General features: G+C 31.3%; 26 protein-coding genes and 1 pseudogene. 4 read left to right on the top strand and 23 right to left on the bottom strand.

The features are described 5' to 3' along the window. Nucleotides 1-10 precede the first annotated feature (10 nt). From FYJ50_RS06700 to FYJ50_RS06690, 3 genes are read right to left on the bottom strand one after another with little or no spacing between them, the layout of a single operon-like run. The gene (locus FYJ50_RS06700) at nt 11-1,450 is read right to left on the bottom strand and encodes an ATP-binding protein (protein WP_154460370.1); all 1,440 of its coding nucleotides are present in this window, start codon (nt 1,448-1,450) and stop codon (nt 11-13) included. 1 nt (nt 1,451) lies between these two features. Next, nucleotides 1,452-2,741 carry a vWA domain-containing protein gene (locus FYJ50_RS06695; RefSeq protein ID WP_154460368.1) on the bottom strand — a complete coding sequence of 430 codons (1,290 nt, stop codon included), beginning with the start codon at nt 2,739-2,741 and terminating at the stop codon, nt 1,452-1,454. Then, the gene (locus FYJ50_RS06690; RefSeq protein ID WP_154460366.1) at nt 2,738-3,628 is read right to left on the bottom strand and encodes a leucine-rich repeat protein; all 891 of its coding nucleotides are present in this window, start codon (nt 3,626-3,628) and stop codon (nt 2,738-2,740) included. The genes FYJ50_RS06695 and FYJ50_RS06690 overlap by 4 nt, the downstream gene beginning before the upstream one ends. Nucleotides 3,629-3,669: 41 nt before the next feature. Here FYJ50_RS06690 and FYJ50_RS06685 point away from each other — a divergent pair, with 41 nt between their 5' ends. Both FYJ50_RS06685 and FYJ50_RS06680 read left to right on the top strand, forming a co-directional pair. Further along, nucleotides 3,670-4,809 carry an alanyl-tRNA editing protein gene (locus FYJ50_RS06685; RefSeq protein ID WP_154460364.1) on the top strand — a complete coding sequence of 380 codons (1,140 nt, stop codon included), beginning with the start codon at nt 3,670-3,672 and terminating at the stop codon, nt 4,807-4,809. Next, nucleotides 4,799-5,617, top strand: coding sequence for a Cof-type HAD-IIB family hydrolase (locus tag FYJ50_RS06680; RefSeq protein WP_154460362.1), 819 nt, complete (start codon nt 4,799-4,801; stop codon nt 5,615-5,617). The genes FYJ50_RS06685 and FYJ50_RS06680 overlap by 11 nt, the downstream gene beginning before the upstream one ends. A gap of 23 nt (nt 5,618-5,640) precedes the next feature. Here the strand turns inward: FYJ50_RS06680 and nagB are convergent, their stop codons facing one another. Then, nucleotides 5,641-6,372 (bottom strand): glucosamine-6-phosphate deaminase, encoded by a 732-nt coding sequence (gene nagB / locus FYJ50_RS06675; protein ID WP_154460360.1) that lies wholly within the window; start codon nt 6,370-6,372, stop codon nt 5,641-5,643. A gap of 110 nt (nt 6,373-6,482) precedes the next feature. Here nagB and rsmD point away from each other — a divergent pair, with 110 nt between their 5' ends. Together rsmD and FYJ50_RS06665 are read left to right on the top strand one after the other, a co-directional pair. After that, nucleotides 6,483-7,088 (top strand): 16S rRNA (guanine(966)-N(2))-methyltransferase RsmD, encoded by a 606-nt coding sequence (rsmD, locus tag FYJ50_RS06670; RefSeq protein ID WP_154460358.1) that lies wholly within the window; start codon nt 6,483-6,485, stop codon nt 7,086-7,088. Next, nucleotides 7,075-7,917 (top strand): YitT family protein, encoded by an 843-nt coding sequence (locus FYJ50_RS06665; RefSeq protein WP_154460356.1) that lies wholly within the window; start codon nt 7,075-7,077, stop codon nt 7,915-7,917. The genes rsmD and FYJ50_RS06665 overlap by 14 nt, the downstream gene beginning before the upstream one ends. 70 nt (nt 7,918-7,987) lie before the next feature. Here FYJ50_RS06665 and FYJ50_RS06660 read toward each other — a convergent pair whose 3' ends face one another. The 19 genes and pseudogenes from FYJ50_RS06660 to FYJ50_RS10570 form a co-directional block, all read right to left on the bottom strand. Further along, nucleotides 7,988-9,319 (bottom strand): MATE family efflux transporter, encoded by a 1,332-nt coding sequence (locus tag FYJ50_RS06660; protein WP_154460354.1) that lies wholly within the window; start codon nt 9,317-9,319, stop codon nt 7,988-7,990. Nucleotides 9,320-9,356: 37 nt separating this feature from the next. Then, a complete protein-coding gene (locus tag FYJ50_RS06655) occupies nt 9,357-10,184 on the bottom strand; it encodes a DegV family protein (RefSeq protein WP_154460352.1) in 828 nt (275 codons plus the stop codon). Further along, the gene (locus FYJ50_RS06650) at nt 10,174-10,605 is read right to left on the bottom strand and encodes a MarR family winged helix-turn-helix transcriptional regulator (RefSeq protein ID WP_154460350.1); all 432 of its coding nucleotides are present in this window, start codon (nt 10,603-10,605) and stop codon (nt 10,174-10,176) included. The genes FYJ50_RS06655 and FYJ50_RS06650 overlap by 11 nt, the downstream gene beginning before the upstream one ends. A gap of 110 nt (nt 10,606-10,715) precedes the next feature. Next, nucleotides 10,716-11,204 (bottom strand): lysophospholipid acyltransferase family protein, encoded by a 489-nt coding sequence (locus FYJ50_RS06645; protein WP_154460348.1) that lies wholly within the window; start codon nt 11,202-11,204, stop codon nt 10,716-10,718. 1 nt (nt 11,205) lies between these two features. Next, nucleotides 11,206-11,433 carry an acetyl-CoA carboxylase biotin carboxyl carrier protein gene (locus FYJ50_RS06640; protein WP_154460346.1) on the bottom strand — a complete coding sequence of 76 codons (228 nt, stop codon included), beginning with the start codon at nt 11,431-11,433 and terminating at the stop codon, nt 11,206-11,208. 183 nt (nt 11,434-11,616) lie between these two features. Further along, complete coding sequence (locus FYJ50_RS06635; RefSeq protein ID WP_154460344.1) at nt 11,617-11,841, bottom strand: acyl carrier protein; 225 nt, start codon at nt 11,839-11,841, stop codon at nt 11,617-11,619. Between the two features lie 111 nt (nt 11,842-11,952). Next, nucleotides 11,953-12,396, bottom strand: a complete 444-nt coding sequence (locus tag FYJ50_RS06630) for a MarR family winged helix-turn-helix transcriptional regulator (RefSeq protein WP_154460342.1) — start codon at nt 12,394-12,396, stop codon at nt 11,953-11,955. 31 nt (nt 12,397-12,427) lie between these two features. Beyond that, on the bottom strand, nt 12,428-13,486 hold the full coding sequence (locus FYJ50_RS06625; protein ID WP_154460340.1) for an iron-containing alcohol dehydrogenase family protein: 1,059 nt from the start codon (nt 13,484-13,486) through the stop codon (nt 12,428-12,430). A gap of 222 nt (nt 13,487-13,708) precedes the next feature. Then, entirely contained in the window at nt 13,709-14,023 is a 315-nt protein-coding gene (locus tag FYJ50_RS06620) for a nucleotide pyrophosphohydrolase (protein ID WP_154460338.1), read from the bottom strand. After that, nucleotides 13,989-15,302, bottom strand: coding sequence for a DEAD/DEAH box helicase (locus FYJ50_RS06615; RefSeq protein WP_154460336.1), 1,314 nt, complete (start codon nt 15,300-15,302; stop codon nt 13,989-13,991). Before FYJ50_RS06615 ends, FYJ50_RS06620 begins: the two co-directional genes overlap by 35 nt. 2 nt (nt 15,303-15,304) lie before the next feature. Beyond that, nucleotides 15,305-16,294, bottom strand: a complete 990-nt coding sequence (locus tag FYJ50_RS06610) for a G protein-coupled receptor family protein (RefSeq protein WP_154460334.1) — start codon at nt 16,292-16,294, stop codon at nt 15,305-15,307. Between the two features lie 48 nt (nt 16,295-16,342). Beyond that, a pseudogene (locus FYJ50_RS06605) lies at nt 16,343-16,885 on the bottom strand (ATP-binding cassette domain-containing protein); the annotation flags it as partial. Continuing rightward, a complete protein-coding gene (locus tag FYJ50_RS06600) occupies nt 16,858-17,148 on the bottom strand; it encodes a hypothetical protein (RefSeq protein ID WP_154460332.1) in 291 nt (96 codons plus the stop codon). The pseudogene FYJ50_RS06605 and the gene FYJ50_RS06600, both read right to left, overlap by 28 nt. Nucleotides 17,149-17,394: 246 nt before the next feature. Beyond that, nucleotides 17,395-17,832: a GNAT family N-acetyltransferase gene (locus tag FYJ50_RS06595; RefSeq protein ID WP_154460330.1), complete on the bottom strand. Its 438-nt coding sequence runs from the start codon at nt 17,830-17,832 to the stop codon at nt 17,395-17,397. Between the two features lie 3 nt (nt 17,833-17,835). Beyond that, a complete protein-coding gene (locus FYJ50_RS06590) occupies nt 17,836-18,453 on the bottom strand; it encodes a flavodoxin family protein (RefSeq protein ID WP_154460328.1) in 618 nt (205 codons plus the stop codon). 11 nt (nt 18,454-18,464) lie between these two features. Next, nucleotides 18,465-18,851 (bottom strand): MerR family transcriptional regulator, encoded by a 387-nt coding sequence (locus tag FYJ50_RS06585; protein ID WP_154460326.1) that lies wholly within the window; start codon nt 18,849-18,851, stop codon nt 18,465-18,467. Between the two features lie 125 nt (nt 18,852-18,976). Next, nucleotides 18,977-19,252 carry a helix-turn-helix transcriptional regulator gene (locus tag FYJ50_RS06580; RefSeq protein ID WP_154460324.1) on the bottom strand — a complete coding sequence of 92 codons (276 nt, stop codon included), beginning with the start codon at nt 19,250-19,252 and terminating at the stop codon, nt 18,977-18,979. 534 nt (nt 19,253-19,786) lie between these two features. Continuing rightward, nucleotides 19,787-20,311 carry an SOS response-associated peptidase gene (locus FYJ50_RS06575; protein WP_154460322.1) on the bottom strand — a complete coding sequence of 175 codons (525 nt, stop codon included), beginning with the start codon at nt 20,309-20,311 and terminating at the stop codon, nt 19,787-19,789. Further along, the coding region (locus FYJ50_RS10570; protein ID WP_205946462.1) for a hypothetical protein at nt 20,311-20,565 on the bottom strand (255 nt) is incomplete at its 5' end. The genes FYJ50_RS10570 and FYJ50_RS06575, both read right to left, overlap by 1 nt.

Here is a 20,565-nt window from a genome sequence, read left to right as displayed (position 1 = left end):
TTATCATAACTTATGAATTCAATATATCCATTATTTCTTTTCTCTTTGTACCAATCAATAATTCCTGTTTATATTTTTCATACAAAGGAATTTCATTTTCAGATAAAAAGATTGCACATTGACTCTGTAGAGATAAACCTGTCACAAAAATAACCATCTCCTGTCCATTTGAATACAAAGAATCCAGATATTCAAAACAGGAATTCATAGACTGTATACAGTTTTCTTCTGTCTTTTCCACTTCTTCTTTATATTTTAAGAAAGATTCTTTTGCGTTTAATTCCTTTTCTTTTAAATTCTGTATCCATTGATTCACCATACAATATCTATTTTTTGTGATAAATTCCGATTTATACTGATTCTGATTTTCCAATAAAGCTTCCTGAATACATAAAGAATAGCTTTTTGTATCTTTATTTTTAAAATAATTTTTTAAAAATTCATATCGATAATCCAATTGATCTTTCTTTTCATATAAAGTTTGAATCCGCTGAAATAAACCATCCAGCAATAAATGAATGACCGATAATCTTTCATCAAAAGAAGCATTAAATCCCCGTGCATATAAAGAAGTCGATATCTTTCCATTTAATATATTTTCAATACCATAATCTTCTTTATATTTTCGATATAACGTATAATACGAAGCCATATCTTCACTGATATCCCGATCGTGTAAATATTCATAGATCACATCTTCTGTAATCTGTATCTGTAAAGCTTCATATCGTTTCATTAAATACGACAGATCTTCCCATCCTCGAGCCGTCACAAAGCGAAGCCCATCCACATCATTTTCCACATGATAAAAATGAGAAGGTTTTAAATCCAGATAACTTAATATACAAGGATGTATCTGATTGGACAATGCGTATTCTTTCCATACATTCAAATCCTGTTCGACATTCAGATAGCGAACTCGATCTAAAGTCACCATATCAAATTCACGAACGGATTTATTATATTCCATTGGATTTCCAGCTCCTGCAATGATCCATCCTTCCGGTATTGCCTGATTTCCAAATGTTTTTCCCTGTAAAAACTGAAGCATAGTAGGCGCTAAAGTTTCGGAAACACAATTGATTTCATCAATGAATAAAATTCCTTCTTTTACACCCGTTTCTTCCATCTTCTGATAAATACTGGCAATGATTTCACTCATTGTATATTCCGTTACCGATACTTTTTTTCCATCAAATTCTTTTTCCACAATAAATGGAAGACCCACTGCACTTTGTCTTGTGTGATGCGTGATTGTATAGCTTACCAGTCCAATCTTACATTCTTTGGAAATCTGTTCCATGATCTGTGTCTTTCCAATGCCAGGAGGACCAATCAATAATATAGGTCTTTGACGTATGGAAGGAATCTTATATTGGTTGTATTCATCTTTTTCAAGATAGACTTTAATTGTATTTTTTATTTCTTCTTTTGCCTGTTTAATATTCATGTTACCCTCCTAATATTTCAATGGGATCCATTCTCTGCGAAATCGCCCATGTCGGAACTAAATTTCTATCATAATCCTCTAAGAATAAAAATGCACATTTATAATTGGGTCTTCTTTTTGGATATATCCCTTTTCCATCTGTAAAATAAAGTAAAGCCGATACTTCTTTGCAAATCCCCTGTTCCATACACTCATTCACATAATCAAAAACAGGGCGAAAATCAGTCCCATTTCCTCCAATTACCGTAAAAGATTCTAAAAATTCATCCATCTGATCAAAAGAAGTCAGTATTTTATGATCCTGTACTCGATTGTCACATTGTATAATATGAATTTTACTGTTTGAAAAAAACACATTTGATTTTAAAATCGCAGATGTTTCCTTCAAAAAGTTTTTTATTAAATTTCCACTTGTTGAATACGATGTATCTAAAACAATCACCAGTTCCGGTATTTTTCTTTCTTCTTTTGTTTCTATAGGTTCAATTAAAGGAAGATTCTTATATAAACGTAAACCATACGTATAATAAGATAAATCGTATTCATCTTCATTTATTTTTACTTCTTCTTTTAAAACCATAAATTTTTTTAAGAATTCACGATAACTACGTTTTGATTCCGCCATTTTGATTTGCCAACTGTAGCTACCCTCTTCTTTTCCATCCATCTTATTTTTATTCTGTAAAGAAGACTGTATAGCTTTCTGTTTCCAGCTGTTCTTTAAATTCTGATTTCCAATGGATTGTGACTCTTCTTTTGATTTTGGCCAATATCGATGATCATCACATATAAATTCATTTTTTAATTCCAGTAATTGTTTTGAATCCAGATTCAATAAATATAAATAAATACCGGAAGCCGATAAATTGTATTCGTTTTCTAATATCTGATACGTCTTCTTTCGAATATACGATAAGATTCTTTTTACACTCTTTTTCTCTAAATGATCCAATGTGTATTCCACACAAATATCACAGGCAATATGCCATAGATTCATATTTCGACTGGATGAAATCCACAAATGAGAAAATACACAATGAAGAATTGAATGTAAATAGATACGATTTAAATAAACCGGATTTTTCTTAAAGATACGTATCACAAATTCATTTGAAAAATAAAAAGTCTTTCCATCACATCCCGCACTTTTTAACGAATCACTCATCTGCATCTGTAATCCATTTAAAGGAAGTGCCATAAAGGGAAAATCCAGAAACAATTCACTTTTCACATGTTCCATGATCTGTACACAAACTTGTTGTTGCCATTCAATTTCACTGATATATTTCATATAAAATCCTCAAAATCATAGGTTCTCTTTTTAAATTTCTTTCGTTTTAGTTCCATACATTTTGTCACAAATAATGGATTCTCTGATTCTATTCCTTTTTGAATAAGAGAATCTATAGTTTCTATATTTAAATACTTTTCAAAATAGAATAAATTTTCTACATTTAATAATTTACTGAACGATGGTAGATGTTTCATTATATATTGTTCATACACCTCTTTATCATTTAAATGATATGGATAATAAAGACGATAATACGCAACCTGACAAACTATTTCTTCTTTTTCTTCATTTTTTAATTTATCAAAACATTTATCATATTCCTCAAACAGAAAACGATTTGTTTGAAAACATTGACGCATTCGATATCCTTCTCCTTCAATATGGATCCCAAATATATGAGCAGGCCCTATTTCATCATATATTTCATAATATTCAGGAAAGAAAAGGGAAAAAGAAGGCGTTTGGATCACAATATTCCATGAAATCTGTTTAAGAATATTTTTAAGATGGGAAAAAGAATCCATTTGAATGGTATGTAAAGACAAACAATTCATAAATACATCGCTTCCTAATTCTTTAATTTCATATATTTTTAATTTCTTTAAATTCCGACAATTGTAGAACGCATAGGAATTTATTTTCTGAATGGATCTTGGTAAATAAACTTCTTCGATTTCATCACAAGATAGTTCAATTCCATCAATAGATTCTGTATAAAAAAAAGAATCTTCTACTTTTGAATAAGAAAAACAATAAGGTCCTATTTCACTTACTTGTTTCCCATTGATTGTTTCCGGTATTTCAACCATTCCATATTGTCCATATACTTTCATTAAACATAAAGAACCATCTTTTTTCTCTTTATAGTAAAATTGATATTTCATGAAAAAATTATAGTATAATAGATAAAAAAAAGGAAAGGCATATGACTGAAAAACTTTATGATACAAATCCTTATCAAAGAACCTTTCAGGCAACGATAGTATCCTGTACTCCTTGTGATAAGGGATATGATATTGTCTTAGATCGAACTCTATTCTTTCCAGAAGAAGGAGGACAAAGCTGTGATAAGGGAACTTTAAATGGTATAAATGTATTCGATGTACAGATTAAAAATGGAGAAATTCATCATTACACAAAAGAGAAAATTGAAACGAAAGTAGAAGGAAAAATTGATTTTGATCATCGCTACTATAATATGCAGCACCACAGTGCTGAACATATTTTATCGGGAATGGTTCATCAGTTGTTTGGATACGACAATGTTGGTTTTCATTTAGGAATCGATGAAGTAACAGCAGACTACAATGGTTTATTTAATGAAGCACAGATTGATATTCTAGAACAGAAAGTCAATGAAGCCATTATCAAAAATATTGAAATCAAATATGGATATCCAGATCATGTAGAACAGCTTTCTTATCGATCAAAAAAAGAAATAAAAGAAGCCATTCGTATTGTTGAAATCGAAGGAATTGATATTTGTGCCTGTTGTGCACCTCATGTGAAATCTACCATTGAGATTCAATTGTTTAAAATCATAAAAACAATGAAATTTAAAAGAGGAACACGAATCTATTTTTTATGTGGACAAAAAGCCATTTTAGATTATCAGATAAAATTTAAAGAAGCACAGAAAACTTCCGTTTTATTAAAAGCGAATATTAATGATACATACAATCGTATTCTTCAGCTGTCAAAAGAAAATCAGATTTTAAAACAGGAATGTTCTAAATTTAAAAAAGAAAAAGTGGATATGTATCTAGAAACATTAGAACCTTGTGATTCGATTTTATTATTTGAAGAAAATATGGATTTTTCAATACAGAAATATTTTGTGTCTAAGCTTCATACGTATGTTTTAAAATATGCCGCTGTTTTTGTCAAAGATAAAGATGGATATCGTTTTCTTCTATTTGATCATGAAAATGCTTTAAATCATTTAAAAAAATTAAAAGATCATTTTATAGTGAAAGGTGGAGGAAACAAAGAAGCCATTCAGGGCAGTGTAATTGCCAGTGAAGAACAGATACGTAAGATTATGGAGGAAGAAAATGAACTATAAGTTAATTGCCATTGATATGGATGGAACCTTGCTTCGATCCGATAAGACGCTTTCTGAATCAACCATTTCCATTTTAAAAGAAGTGATGAAACAAGGATGTGAAATCGTCATCAGTACGGGTCGCTGTTTAAAAGAATTATATGATATATATGAAAAGTTACCGGAAATTCGATATTTTATCACAACCAATGGAGCTTTGGTTTACGATGCCAAAGAAGATAAGGTCATTTATGAAAACAGTATTTCGATTCCTCTGGTTTATAAAATCATAGAAGCTTCTCATCGTAAGGATCTTATGCTTCATATTTTAGATTTTGAATGTATCATAGAAAAAGATAAATTAGAACATGTAGAAACTTATAAAATGGCTTCTTATAGAGAAATGTATACAAAAATCGCAAAATGCGTCGATTCCATTGATTCTTATTTTAAGGAAAATGAAAAAACCATTCAAAAAATCAATCTATATCATAAAAATAAAGAAGATCGACAGGAATCTATTACTTTTCTTTCCCAATTTGATTTATGTTTAACATATGCCGAAAGCTGTGCGTTAGAATGTACAGCCAATCATGTGAATAAAGGAATTGGACTTCAGAAATTGAGTTCTTATTTAAACATCGATTCCAAGCAGATTGCATCCATTGGAGATAGTTTTAACGATCTTTCTATGTTTAAAACAGCTAATATAAGTTTTGCGATGGGAAATGCAGAAGAAGAAGTAAAAAAACAGGCGGATATCGTGGTTTCGGATAACGATCACGATGGAGTAAAAGAAGCAATCGAATATATAAAAAACTTCGAATAATCACATTCGAAGTTTTTTTGTTTCTATTTTACTAAACTCATCGCATCTTCATCAGCAATCAGTGTTACATTTCCATGGAATTTTAAGATGGAAGCTGGTACTTTTGGAGTAACAGGTCCTTCAATTAATTCTTTCACAATTGGAGCTTTGGCTTTTCCTGAAGCAACAATTAAAATCTGTTTTGCGCTCATGATTTCACCAATTCCCATTGTATAAGCGTATCTAGGAACATCATCAATGGAATCGAATAAACGAGAGTTTGCCTGAATTGTACTTTCTGTCAATTCTACTTTATGTACTTTTGTTTCAAAAATATCAGATGGTTCATTGAAACCAATATGACCATTGTTTCCAATACCCAGCAATTGAAGATCGATTCCACCCATTGATTCGATCACATTGTGGTATCTTTCACATTCTTCTTCTGCATTTTCTGCTGTACCATCAGGTAAATGTGTATTATTGATGTCAATGTTTACTTTTTTAAATAAATTTTCTCTCATAAAATAATAATAACTCTGATCATGATAAGCCGGTAAACCTACATATTCATCCAAATTGACTGTTTTTACCTGAGAAAAATCCAGATCCCCTTTATCACACCAATGAGCCAATGTATTATAGATTCCAATTGGTGTAGAACCTGTAGCCAATCCTAATACAGAGTCATTTTTCAAAATAATCTGTGCTGAAATAATGTTAGCTGCTTTTCTTGACATGTCTTTGTAGTCACGAGCACGAATAATTTTTAACATATAGTATTCCTCCTGTTTACGTATATTCATAATATCACATCTTGCTGATTTAGAAATGTATTTTTTCAAATCTTTTAGGAAACAATTTTAATACTCTTTTTCTTAAATTTATGTATAATGAAATATACGACAAGGAGAATACTATGCGCGTAATTTCAGGAAAAGCAAGAGGAAAAAAACTCATAGCCCCTCAGGGTTTACATACAAGACCGGTTACCGATCAGATCAAAGAAGCATTATTTAACAGCTGGCAATTCAAAATCAATGGATGTCGTTTCTTAGATTGTTTTGCGGGAAGTGGAAGCATGGGTATTGAAGCCATTTCAAGAAATGCATCTTATACTGTTTTTATCGATAACGATTCCAATGCGATACAGACAATACAGGAAAATATTAAGGGATGTCATTTTGATTCTCATTCCTATTCCATCTTTCAGAAAGATATCTTTCAGGCTCTTCCTTCTTTAGATCAAATGAATGAGCCCTTTGATATTATTTATTTAGACCCACCATATACCGTTGATGAAATATTTATTCCTGTTATGGAAACAATAGGAAAAACCAGTCTTTTAAAAGAAGATGGAATCTTAGCCATTCGTACAAAAAAAGAAAAAGAATTAGCCGATGTATTTTATAATCTAAAGAAAGTGAAACAGAAAAAATATGGAATCTCTATGGTTCATTTCTATAAGAGGATACAAAATGAAAACGATTAAAGAATTTGTTCAGATGACAGTAGCAACTCTTATTATTTCCAGTGCTGTCTTTTTCTTTTTGTATCCCAGTCATGCTTCGGTCAGCAGTATTTCTGGATTATCCATTGTGTTATCGAATTTTATTCCCTTTTCTATTGCGACCATCACAATGGCCTTAAATATTTTATTACTGATTGTTGGTTTTCTTTTGATTGGAAATGAATTTGGCGCCAAAACGATTTATACATCTTTATTATTACCAGCTTTTCTAAAAATGTATGAAATTCTATTTCCCAATTTCCAATCATTAACACACGATCCCATACTGGATGTAGCTGCCTATATTTTTGTAGTCAGTTTAGGACAATGTATCTTATTCAATATGAATGCCTCCTCTGGAGGTTTGGACATTGTGGCGAAAATTCTTAATAAATATTTTCGCATTGATTTAGGTAAAGCCATGACCTATTCTGGAATGTGTATTGCCCTTTCATCCTGCTTAGCCTATGATTCAAAAACCGTTGTGATCAGTGTATTGGGAACGTATCTGAATGGACTGGTACTGGATCAGTTTATTTTTGATCAGAATCTAAAACGAAGAGTCTGTATCGTATCTTCCAAAATGGATACCATTAAACATTTCATTTTAGATGATCTTCATTCCGGTGCAACCATTTATGAAGCCTATGGTGCTTATTCTATGTCCAAGCGACAGGAAATCATTGTGATCGTGAATAAAAGCGAATACCAGAAATTAATGAATTTTATTCAAACAACCGATCCAAAGGCATTTATTACCGTTTATAAAGTAGCTCAAGTCAATTATCAGCCAAAAACCATAGAACCGTAAAGAAGAAGGCAATCGCCTTCTTCTTATTGATTCTGGTTTATTTTCACAAAGGAACAGACAAACCCTATTTTTAATAATGATATACTTTTTTATATTTCTTCAAACAGAACAAAGTTAAAAGAAAAGTAAAGCTTTCCGCAACAACGATAGCCCACCAGATTCCATTTAATCCAAAGAAAAATGGAAGTAGAATCAGGCTTCCCATTTGAAAGATAAAGCTTCGCATAAACGAGATTACCGCTGATATTTTTCCATTATTTAAAGCGGTAAAAAAGGAAGAGGCATAAATATTGATTCCACATAATAAATAATGAATACAATAAATATGAAAGCCAGCCACTGTGATTTCAAATAAAGTACGATCATACCCTACAAAGATTCCCATGATCCATTCTGATAAAAGGAAAGATAATACTGTGACTATTATTTCTAAACAAAGAATGGAAACAATTGATTTTTTAAATACATTTTTTAATTCTTTTTCATTTTGTGCTCCTAAATTGTATCCTATTAAAGGAGCACTTCCTGTAGAATACCCAATAAAAATGGCACAGAATATAAAATTCACATACATGATGGCTCCATAAGCCGCCACTCCATTTTCTTGAGCAAAATGAAGAAGCTGAAAATTATAGATCATTGCCACCAGGGAACTTGAAATTTGACTGACAAATTCACTGGAGCCATTAAAAGCCGATTTTAAAAGTATTTTGAAGTCCCATATAGGTTTGGATAAACATAATAAAGAAGAATTGTTTTTTCTTAAAAAATATAAAGTTGGAACCAATCCCCCTGTTATTTCACAGCTTGCCGTAGCAATGGCTGCTCCTGCCAGGCCCCATTTTAGTACACCTACCAGTAAAAAATCCAGAATCATATTACAGATTCCAGCTCCTAAAGTCACATACAGTCCATATTTGGGTTTTTCTGCCGTCACAAATAATGTCTGATACGATGTCTGTAACATAAAAAACGGAAGAGAAACCATCATAATTCGTCCATATAAAACTGCCAAAGGCATCATTTCTTCGGTTGCTTTTAAAAAGGAAGCAATCTGGGACATGAATAGGATTCCAAAACATGAAACAAAAGCTCCAAATAGAATAATAAATGCCATAAGACAGGAAAAATAACCATTGGCTTCTTTTTTTCTTCCTTCTCCTAATGTTTTGGCAATAATGGCAGATCCTCCCGTTCCCATCATAAATCCAATTGCAGAAACGATCATAAGTGCTGGAGTAATCAGATTTAATGCCGCTAAAGCGGTTTTTCCGACATAGTTGGACACAAAAAATCCATCCACAATGCTGTAAATAGAAGTGAAGATCATCATCACAATGGACGGAAACACAAAGGCAATTAATTTTTTATATGTAAAATGATCTGATAATGATATAGACATATGACCATTATAAATAAAAAAGAAGTGAATGTCACTTCTACTTTACAAAATAAGAAATCGCAACTGCACCAGGTCCTGCATGGGTACCAATTGTCGGTCCAATCTGTACAATTTTACCAGAATCCAGATTCAATTCTTTATTATTGTCTAAAAAAGATAAAACACCTTCCTTAGAACATCCAGAATAAGCTAAATGATATGGCTTTGAGAAATCCATTCCATCTTCCATCACACATTTTGCCATACAGGAACCGGCTTTCTTTAATCCTCTGGCTTTTCCAGACATTTCAATAACACCTTCTTTTAACGTTAATACTGGTTTAATATTTAAAATCGATCCTGCTGCCGCAACCGCTGAAGAAATTCTTCCTCCTCTTTTTAAAAATTCTAATGTATCAAAATAGGCATACACTTTACATTTTGTCTTATCCATTTCCAATTGTTCTACAATCGAATCTATATCCATTCCTTTTTCAATATAAGATAAAGCCAGTTCAATTAAATTACGAGATCCTAAAGATACATTCATTGTGTCCACAATTCTGACCTTCTCATAATCTTGAGCGGCAACACTCGCACTTTGAAAACATCCAGATAATTGAGATGAAATGGTCATACATAAAATTTCATCGTCTTTATATTGTTCAAACGCATCTAAGAACGCTCCAATTGTCACTTGTGAAGTGGTTGGCATAATATCCGTGGAAATCAATTGTTCATAAAATTCATCGGCCTGAATATCTATGCCATCTCTATATTCTTTCTGATTGATAATTGTTGTCAAAGGAAGGACAACAATTCCTTTTTCTTTTGCTTCTTTTTGACTAATATCACATCCTGAATCTGTAATAATTCTAATACTCATTTTCTTCTCCTTTTTCTATTATATGTAACGTTTCGTTCATTAAATCCACCAGTTGTCTTGTCTTTTCTTCTCCCAGTGAATTTGTGACAAGTTTACCAATTTCCAATACTGACTGGTGTTCTTTTTGATAAAGTTCTTTTCCATAATCCGTAATGAAAATCGTAATTTTTCGTTTATCTTCTAAATTCCGATTTCTTTGAACCACATTTTTTTCTTCCAGCTGGCTTATAATTTTATTCATCTGTGATTTTAATAAACCTGTTTTCTGAATTAGATCGGTAGCCGTACATTTTTTTTCACTATGTATTAATATCGAACAGATTGTCTGTTCATTATAAGATAATTTAGAAAACATACGCGATGGTTTTAAAGCATAAGAAATCTGATTCCATATTTTAATTAATTCTTCCGATACTTCCATACACCCTCCTTTAGTTCATTTTATAAACTGTTCATATTGTGAACCATTTTAGTTTGAAAGTCAAACAAAAAATTGAGATTTCTCTCAGCTTAACTTTTTCTAACATAAAATCAATTATTTAAATGACTTTTTATTTTCTGATAAACATATTCACTTAACTCTTCTCGATTCATTTTAGAATATTGTTCATAATATATTGGTTTACCAAAGGTGATCTTTAATTCTTTAATATGGATATCTTTTCGATCCAGGCAATATGCTCCATTTAAAGTAACGGGTACAATGATGGATTTTACCATAATGGCAGGCTGAAACGCTTTATCTTTAAATTCATTCATTTCATCCCCTTTTGATCGGGTACCTTCTGGAAAAATCAATAGATTTCTTTTCTTTTTTAAAGCGCGAATGGTTTCTCTTAACATATGTACATTTCCTTCTCTGGTTTCTCGATCAAAATGAATGGTTCCTATATTGACAGCCCACATTCCTAATAATGGAATGGATTCGTTTTCAATTTTTGATATAAAAGATAAAGGAGTTTCACAAATGATACGAACCGCAATTTCTCCACGATTGGCAATACAAATTTTTTGAATCATATCAATCTCCTAATACAAACAAAAGCTGATCGTATTCCATCATTTGTCCATCTTTCACTAGAATTTCCAGTATTTCTCCTTCTTGATTGGCTTTTAATTCATTCATTGATTTCATTGCTTCAATAATACAAATGACATCTCCTGTTTTTACTCTTTGTCCCACTTGTACAAGAGGCTTCTCTCCTGGTTTGATTGCGACATAAAATGTTCCCACTAAAGGAGAATTCAATGTCTTTTTCTCTGGTTCTTCTTTCTTTTTTCTGTTACAACCGCATTAGATACAGTTATAACTTCTTTCTTTTCAAGACGAATCTTAAATAAATCCTGTTCTACATCCATTCTTGAAATCTGACTGTTTTCAAAAATCTCAACAATTTCTCTTATTTTCTGTATCCATTTGGTTTTCCTCTTCCTATTGTTTAGAAGCAATTAAATCCATAATATCCTGTACGGTTTTTAAATTTGCCAGTTCTTCATCTTCAATACGAATATCAAATTCCGTTTCCAGTTCAAGGACCAATTCAACGGCAGCCAATGAATCTATATCTAAGTCTTCACTTAAATTGGCTTCAGGTTTTACTAATTCTCTATCTACATTAATCGCATCTACTAAGACATCTTTAATTTTTTCTAACATAACGTTTCCTCCTATACTTTGAATCTAAAAATATCTACATTATATATAATTTGATATTCAAAGTATATAGATATTTAAAAACTCACCCGTTTCCAGGTGAGTTAAACGCTTTCAGTCTCCATATTGTTCACTAAAATAATCCAGTATATTCTTTAAAGAATCAATTAATACCTTATTTTCATCCAATTTCAGATCCGCAATGGCTTTATCAATCATCTGTTCATGAAATTCATCATGAATCTTTAATATCTTTTTTGCGGCTTCGGTAACTTTTAAACGTACAATACGTCCATCTTTTTCATCTTTATATCGCTCTACATATCCTTTTGCGACCAGACTTTTCACATTGGTAGTAAGCGTTCCCTGCGTAATCATAGAGCGCTTTGCGATATGAGACATCGTATTGTCACTGGCTTTATCAATGCTTTCTAATAAATGAACTTCACTCATCGATAATTTCACATTTTTCTTTTTCAGATTTCTTTCTTCTATATAAAGTATGTAGTTAAACATACCCACCAGCAATTCATTAATTGTATGTTTTGTATACTCCATAGTTTCTCCTTTTTAGTAATTAGATTATACACTATAAAGAAGAATGTACAATAAAACAAATATCTTCTTTTGTGATATTTACACAGGCTGTGGACCATTTTGCCTTCTTTTGATTCATCAATTCAATTAAAAACTCTTTTTGATTCAGACCTGGTTTTCCAATTAAAGATTCCATCCAATTTCTAAATTCATCAAAATCAGAGAATCCTAAAAGTGATAATATTTCTTTACCTTCCTGTGATTTTTTCATCACCACTTCCACAAAAGAAACCAGATAATATCCACAGGCCAATCCATGACTGATATGAAAATAATTGGTCAGGTCATAGCTCATCGCATGAGGAATGGAAGTCCCTGTCTGTGCAATAGCTAAACCCGCAATGGAAGAAGTCATCATTAATTTTTTATAATTAAATTCTTTATGAATCAGCTCTTCTTTCATTTCTTTAAACAAAGACAATCCATAAGTAGTGCACATTAACGAAAAGCTATTTTTATTTTTATTGAGATGACTTTCAATCAAATGAGCCAATGCATCAACTGCAGTTGAAACAATTAAAGAATCAGATGCAGAAGTTAAATACGTTTCATCCACAAAGGCATATTTAGGCCATATATCATGAGAAATACTTCCTTTTTCATGAAGTTCAGGACGTGATAATACCGCTTTAGAAGTTACTTCTGATCCTGTTCCACATGTAGTTGGAATACAGATGACATCTAAATGAGACAATTCTTTTTTCTGATAAAAACAGTCTTTATTTTCATCTGGATTTTTAATCAATAAAGCAATTGCTTTAGCAGCATCCATACTGGATCCTCCTCCTAAACCAATCACATAATCCACTTTCTGTTCCAATCCCATCCTAGCTCCTTTTTCGCAAAGATTAACAGTGGGATTTTCATTTACCTGATCAAACAATACATAGTCTTCTAAAATAGAAATCAGATCATACAAAGACCCATTCAATTTAGAAGAATGTTTCCCTGTCACAATCAATGGTTTTTTACCACATTCCAAGATTTCTTTCTTATGATTCTTAATACAGTTTTCTTCTAAATAATAAGAAACCGGCATATAAAACTTCATATACAATCACTCCCAATTTGTTTCGTTTATTATACCATTATTCCCAAAATTCTTATAAAAACTCACATAATTTTCCATAGTTTTCAGATAAATATTTTGTATTCTTTTATTATTATATAAGCGTAAAAGATAAAGGCTTTTACAGATAAAGATAATAATAATCTTCATAATTCTCTCTTCTCTAAATTAAAAATAAAGACAGCCCAAAAGGCTGTTTTTATTTTATAATTCTGTATATTTCTTTGAATTTCCTTTCGCTTTATCAACTGGATATTTTTCTTTATTCTTTTCTAATTTACTTAATACAATTTCTTCTAAATCTACATCAAGTGCATCCGCCATTAAAATACAATAATTGATGACATCTGCTAATTCTTCACAAACATTTTGTTTATTATAATCATTATTCCATTGAAAACATTCCAGCAATTCCCCTGCTTCAATGGATATGGATTTTGCCAGATTTTCTGGTGTATGAAAAACTTCCCATTCTCTTTCCTTGTTAAATTTTCTTATTTCCTGAATTGCTTTTTTCATAACGATTCCTTTCTAACAACAATTTTACACTTGCTGCCATAAACTGTTCTGGTGATATTGAATTTGATTTACAGAAACGATATACAGGTGAAATATAAGACTGAAGATTTTCTTCCTGTGTTACTTTTAAAATCTGTTCAAACAATTGTCTTTGCTGGTACTTTCTATATTCCTCTTTATCAAAAAGCTTTTTTTCAATCATATGTATATGACATAATTTTTCAATCTGATGAATCTTAGAAATTTCTTTTTTTGTACATAAAGTATAAGAAACTCCTTTTTTACCCGCTCTTCCTGTTCTTCCTATACGATGAATATAAAATTCCAGTTCATCAGGAATATCATAATTGATCACCATTTGAACTTCCTTTACATCAATTCCTCTGGCTGCAATATCCGTACAGACCAGTATTCGTATCTGACCTTTTCTAAACTTATTCATCACCAGATTTCTTTGTTTCTGATTTAAATCTCCATGAAGTCCATCCACATTGTAACCATCTTTTAAAAGTTGTTCTACTAATAAAGAAACTCGTTTCTTCGTATTACAGAATAGAATGCATTTATTAAAATAATTCTGATTTAAAATTTGAATCAATGAATTGTATTTCATTTCTTTTGAAACAATGGAATAGTATTGTTTTATTAAATCAATTGTTAAAGTATCGCTTTCTATCTTTATAAATTGTGGATTGTTCTGATAGTTTTTTGCGATCTGTATGATTTCTTCTGGCATTGTTGCGGAAAACAGACACGTCTGTATTTCAGGATTCATAGACTTTAATATTGTTTCTATATCTTCTCGAAAACCCATATCCAGCATTTCATCGGCTTCATCTAATACAACCATCTGAAGCTGCTTAGGTTTAATTGTATGCCTTCTTATATGATCCAGCAGTCTTCCAGGTGTTCCCACAACAATCTGTACTCCTTTCAGATTTCGAATCTGCTGATTGATATCACATCCTCCATAAACGGGAAGAATGCGGATTCCCTGCATATACCTGGCATACATTCTTAATTCTTCAACAATCTGCATTGCCAGTTCTCTAGTTGGACATATAATCAATGCCTGTACTTTTTTACATTCACAATCAATTTTTTCTAAGATAGGAAGACCAAAAGTTGCTGTCTTTCCCGTTCCTGTTTTGGCCTGTCCAATAATATCTTTTCCTTCTTTTAATAAAGGAATCACTTCTTTTTGTATAGGTGTCCATTCTTTATATCCCATACTTTCAATTCCTCTTTTAAGAATTGGATCGATTATAATTTCTTCCATATTTATTCCCCTTTATAATACAATACGATTTTCTGATAATAAGGCTCTAAATCAAAAGATGCGGTAATATCAATGATTTTATGATCTATTTTAAGAACCAGGCTGTCGTTTTTTACTTCACTTGTATATAGATAACCATCTTTCATTTCTATTTTATCTTCTGTCACATGAGATTGAACAAATGATTCATAATATTGATCTGTATCGTTAGAAATATCATATACTGTTTCATATAATACATCTCCCTGTTCATTTTCATCTACAAATGTCTTTGTGTCCACTATAAAACTATGTGCAAAAGACATTGTTTTTCCATAAGATTCTTTATCAAAATCTTTTAAGGTCAATACATCTTTCACTTCCTGCTTTCCTCTTGAAATGGAATCAAGAATGCATCCAAATGGAATCAGGCACAAGGAAAAGATCAGTAAAAGAACAGCTATTGGATTTAATATGGATTTTTGCAGTTTCTGATTGGCTTTAAACTGTAAGGCATGCATTATTTTTGAAAAGACAAATAAAATACTGGAAATCAATATAATAACAGGAATCAGAAACAATACGATCTGTCCATTTGTGATGACATGCGACAATTCTTTTTTTAATAGAAAAGAGAAATAAAGTACAGAAATCAATCCAGTCAGAAAGAATAGACAGCTATTATAAAACAGCTGATTTTTTAAATATTCTGTGTATTCTTTTTCTCTTTCTTTAAAATTTCGTTTTGAATCCCCTTTAAAAAATATAAGTCTTCCTCTTTTTCCACAATAAGAATATGAATAACGATCGTAATAATCCATTAATTCTTTTGTCTGTTTTAATTTATTCCCTTTTAATATATCAACTTTATAAAAACAAGATGTATCCTTTTTTTCAAATTTTGATATCCATCCTATTTCTAACGCATTGAATCCTTGTTTTGATAATTGATTTAATTCTTCTTCAAACTGACTTTTTTCAAAACAGTCATATAAAAATAATTTATATTTCATAAGTATCACCCTATAAATAATAAAAGAAGCTGATATAAAAACCAACTTCTAATAACTCCATTTTTCAAATTCTTCATCGGTTGCTAAAACATAATGAGAATCCGATACATAATGCTGTGTTCCTTTATTATAATCAATTCCGCTTGTTTCATAATTATACGTATACGATTTTCGCTTTTTCTCAACTCTTGGATTTGGTTGAGGAATGGCAGATAATAATGATTTCGTATATGGATGTAAAGGATTCGCAAATATTTCTTCACTTGTTCCTGCTTCGACTAAGTGACCTAAATGAAGAACACCAATACGATCACTGATATATTTAACCATGGACAAATCATGCGCAATAAATAGAATGGATACTCCTGTTTCCTTCTGAATTTTCTTCATTAAGTTAACTACCTGAGCCTGAATGGATACATCCAGTGCACTGATAGCTTCATCGGCAATGATCAGATCCGGATTCATAATTAAAGCACGAGCAATTCCGATTCTCTGTCTTTGTCCACCTGAAAACTGATGCGGATATCGAGAAGCAAATTCTCTTGATAATCCAACCAGTTCTAACATTTCATATACTTTTTCATTACGTAAGTGTGTGTTAAACCATCTTCACTTACACTTGAATCTTCTGCAATACCATAAACAACATTTCCATCTACATCCAATGTCATCAGACCATCAATAATGGCATGCATTGCTGTAAAGGAACATCCATCATCAGCATCCGAAGAATCCAGGTTCTTAATATCCAATTCACTTGAATAAACGTATGTGTTATCCGAACTGCTTCCACATGCGACAAGTGACAAAGACATAAGACCCGCAACGAACAAAAAAATAAATTTTTTCATAGCGTTTTTAAGTTATTTTTTATTATTTTTCATAAAATGTAAATATTTTACATTTTGATGATTTTCATACTAAAAAAGATGCATTTTCATGCATCCTGATTTCTTTTGCCCATTCAAATCCTTTTTTCGCAGAAATTACTACAATGATTTCATTTATGACAGCGACCGCATAGGAACATCGTTCTGTTTCATCATCTCTTTTACGATTTCAATTGGATTCCTGCTTGTTGTATTCATACATTCTCCTCATATTTTAGGTTTTGATAAACCATACCAGTAATAAACATTTTTATTTTCATTATGAAGCTGTCCACCTAATTTCTGATACAACCCATTGGCTGCTTCATTGGTATCCTGGGTTATTAGAAAAGTATAATGCATCTGATGAGCCTGTTCTAAAACCATTTCCATTAATGTCTGTCCAATATGCTGATGCCAATACGAATCGTTCACAAAACAATGGTATATCATCAGCATATTTGAATCACAATCCATTCTTTCCAGTACATAAGATAAAGTATATCCACAAACTATATCGTTATCATAAGCAATGTAGATCCATATATTTTTATTATTTACTAAGTCTTTTGCTTTCTGAGTCGAAATGGTCTGATTTCGAAACTGTTTTACAATTTCAATTACCCATTTTTCATCTCCTGCTTCACATTTTTTATACTGTATCATTTTTCACCTTACAAAGTTCGTTAATACTTTCTGATTCTCTGGATGATCAATGCCATTGTCTTTTCCCAGTTCAATACATTTTAACAGCCATGCCATATTTTTTCCTAAATTATACATTGTCATCAAACCTTCTTTATCTTCTAATACATCCTCTGGCTGAGATCCATATACATGATTCCAGTATGTCGAAGAAACAATTGGCATAGAACTGATTGAAAAATATTTGTTGATGACATCAAAACTGGCTGTCGTTCCCGCTCTTCTTGCGGATAAAACGCAGGCAGCTGGTTTATATTTAAACGCATTCGCATTGGAATAAAAAGCCCGATCTAAAAATGTCAATAGTCTTCCACTGGGATGTGCATAATAAACCGGTGACCCAAACACAAATCCATCTGCCACTTTTGCCTTATGCACAAATTCATTGACACAATCGTTCATAATACACTCTCCTGTTGACTTACACTTTCGACAGGCCAGGCAATCCGCTAAAGGCTCATTGCCAATAAAAATAACTTCTGTTTCGATTCCTTCTTCTTCCAACGATTTTTTTATTTCTTTCAAAGCCATAGAAGTACATCCATTTTCCCTTGAACTTCCATTTACCAGTAACACTTTCATAAAGACCTCCTCTATTTTATTATATTATTATCAATTTCTTTTTTCATCTTTTCAATCTGTTCAATATAAGACTCTTTCTTATTAATTTCTGGATATCCATTTCTTTCAATATACTCTATATATTTATATTGTATCTGATAATCTTTGATCTTCTTTCTAATTTCCTCTTTCTTTTCATCAAAAGAAATTCTATCCTGCACCAGCAATCTTCTGATTTCTTCTAATTCAAACCCCATTTCCTTCAAATTCAGTATTTTCCAGATAATCTGCAGCGATTCTAAATCATAATCCCTATGATTATTTTCCATTCTTTTCACAGACAACAACCCTTCATCATCATAATACTGCAACGTACGTTTACTCACTCCAGCAATTTTACTTGCTTCACTTATTTTCATTGACCTTTAACCTTTCCCGTAACTTCGAGTATATTCCATCACGTTATCGTTATATCAATACCCTTAGTCCGTTTTTATGCACCTGCTGTGCGTAAAAGGCCATGTATTTTTCGCGTAAAAAAAGACTATGCATACACATAGTCCACAAATTCTTTAATATGAAAGGACGGATACGTCACTTCCTCATATACAATAAAATCTTCAACTCTCACTTTCAACAATTGACTCAAAAATAAAACATTATCTAAAGTCGGTAAACTTTTACCTGAAAACCATTTATAAACGGACTGATGAGATACGTTGAGTGAAGAAGCAATCTCTATGGCATTGTATCCATTTTCCCTGCAGATCGTTTCAATCTGGGTTCCTGTCTTTTTCAGATCCACTGTTTTATAATTCATATTTCCTCTTTTCTAATACAATACTGCTATACCGACAGCTGGAAATTCAAGAGTGTGATTCCCATAAACCAGATCTGTCCTGTTTAATTTAGAAAAAATATTAAGAAAAAAAATGAATATTAAACAATTAAATTAAACAAAATTGTTTTTGATCACATTTAGAATTTTTGTATAGCAGATGTTTAACAACTTTAGTATACATGATTCCTATTGATTTTTCATGCAATTATAAAGTGCATAAAAAAAGAAGTGCCCAGCACTTCCTTTTTTATATTTGATTCTCATGTATACGGAGGATATAAAAACAGGCTTTGAATTTTATGCGGATAATTCAAATTGTGAGTGAGAGAATGATTACGGGCCCATTTTTATAAGTTTTATATACCGAATCACACGAAATATTTATTTCGATGACTAAACTATATATCATATTCAACAGAAGAAAATATTTTTTTGTTTAATTTATTTAAAACAAATAAAATTATTTTTGTTTAAAAATTATTAACAGGTATATTTTTTATGAAACAAAATAAATTAAAATAATGTCTCCTGTTTATAAGGACATATGGATTTTAATTCTATTGAATCTGAAACATTCATTTTTGTATTCTGATTAAACCAGTTTTTCAGTTCCTCTTCTTTTAAGATCCATGGCATTCGATTGTGTATTTCTTTTATAGAATCATTGGCTTTGGTTGTCAGAATCACAAACTGATTCTTTTCATTATAAACACCAGCCATATATAAAATATCATCGGTATAAAAATAATATTTATTTGAATGAGGATCCCATTCATAAAAACCTTTTGCAGGAATCACACATTTTCTTTTTTGCCAGTCTTCTTTAAAGAATGGTTTCTGATCCACCGTTTCTTCTCTGGCATTGATAATCCTCTTACCAAAGGCAGCCATTCCCCATTCCATCTGCATACATTTCAAATCTTTATTTAAGACAAGCGGAAACTGTCCAGGATAAATATCCGAAACTGGAAAATCGATTTTTTTATTTCTTGTCACTTTTCGAATCGTATATAAATCAATGTAATATCTGCCACACATTATCTTTCCTCAATAAATTGTTTTACTTTTATCATTATTTTTTTCATATTTTCAATATCTTCTATTATATTTCCTGTTTCCAGAGAATGATTTCCATCTTTTACTGTATGAAGAAATAAACCATGTGAATGATATGTACCCTCCAAACTGGACAATAAGCCAGTAAGGAGGGTTTTTATATGAAGTATACATGGCAGTTTAAACTTGAATGTGTAAAGAATTATAAGAAAGGCATTACTACACCTGTACCTGAA

Origin of the sequence: Floccifex porci, assembly GCF_009696175.1 — a bacterium.
Classification (GTDB): domain Bacteria; phylum Bacillota_I; class Bacilli_A; order Erysipelotrichales; family Erysipelotrichaceae; genus Floccifex; species Floccifex porci.
Note: the sequence above shows the minus strand (reverse complement) of the source record. Positions and strands in the feature narration are given on the sequence as shown.